This is a genomic window from Sphingomonas endophytica (assembly GCF_001476895.1).
Classification (GTDB): Bacteria; Pseudomonadota; Alphaproteobacteria; order Sphingomonadales; family Sphingomonadaceae; genus Sphingomonas; species Sphingomonas endophytica_A.
Genome location: NZ_LDTB01000264.1, coordinates 1 through 597, shown reverse-complemented (window position 1 = coordinate 597; position 597 = coordinate 1). Strand labels below are relative to the sequence as shown.

Annotated in this window: 1 protein-coding gene and 1 riboswitch; the gene reads right to left on the bottom strand. The window is 62.1% G+C overall.

Features of this window, described 5'->3' with window-relative positions; all coding sequences use genetic code 11:
* Nucleotides 1-391, bottom strand: a 391-nt coding sequence (folB, locus tag NS334_RS19495) for a dihydroneopterin aldolase (protein ID WP_058757013.1), incomplete at its 3' end; no start/stop codon positions are given.
* Between the two features lie 20 nt (nucleotides 392-411).
* A riboswitch (ZMP/ZTP riboswitch) is annotated at nucleotides 412-492 on the bottom strand.
* Between the last annotated feature and the right edge of the window lie 105 nt (nucleotides 493-597).

The following is a 597-nucleotide window of genomic DNA, read 5'->3' as shown; positions in this document are numbered from 1 at the left end:
CCGCTATCAGGTCGGCGCGCCGGAGGCCGACCTGGACTCCGACCCGATCGACGGAGTGGGCTATTGGCGGGCTGGACTTCGCGACCGCGACCGTGTCGCTGTCGATCATTGCGAAGCGCTGAAGCAGGCTTTCGGCAATCGCTTCACCGAGGGTTTCGAGTGTCTGGAACCTGGCCGATGATGCAATCTCGACGGTGGCCTCGACAACGGCGTCGTACCTGACGGAGCAATTCAGATCGTCGCTGCGGTGGGTTCGGACATCACGCAGCATCGCCGAGACATCGAACGTGAATCGCTGGCCGAGCGACCGTTCTTCCTCGAACAGGCCGTGATAACCATATGTCCTGAGTCCGGTGATCGTGATCGACGTCAGCTTGGGCGGCTCCTGCAAGAAGCGTTTGATCGGGATATCCCGATCGCCCAGGCGAACGGCAGGTCGTTTCGCGCTTCCCGATGGTGCTCCATCCAAGGTCGCCAGTCGCGCGAGGAGGCAACGGTTAGCAGCATTCTCCAGCACCGGCAACGGGCAATGAGGGCACTGCCGCCATGCGTTGGCGATAGCCGTTGTTACGCCGCTTCCGGCAGCTTCATCTGCAG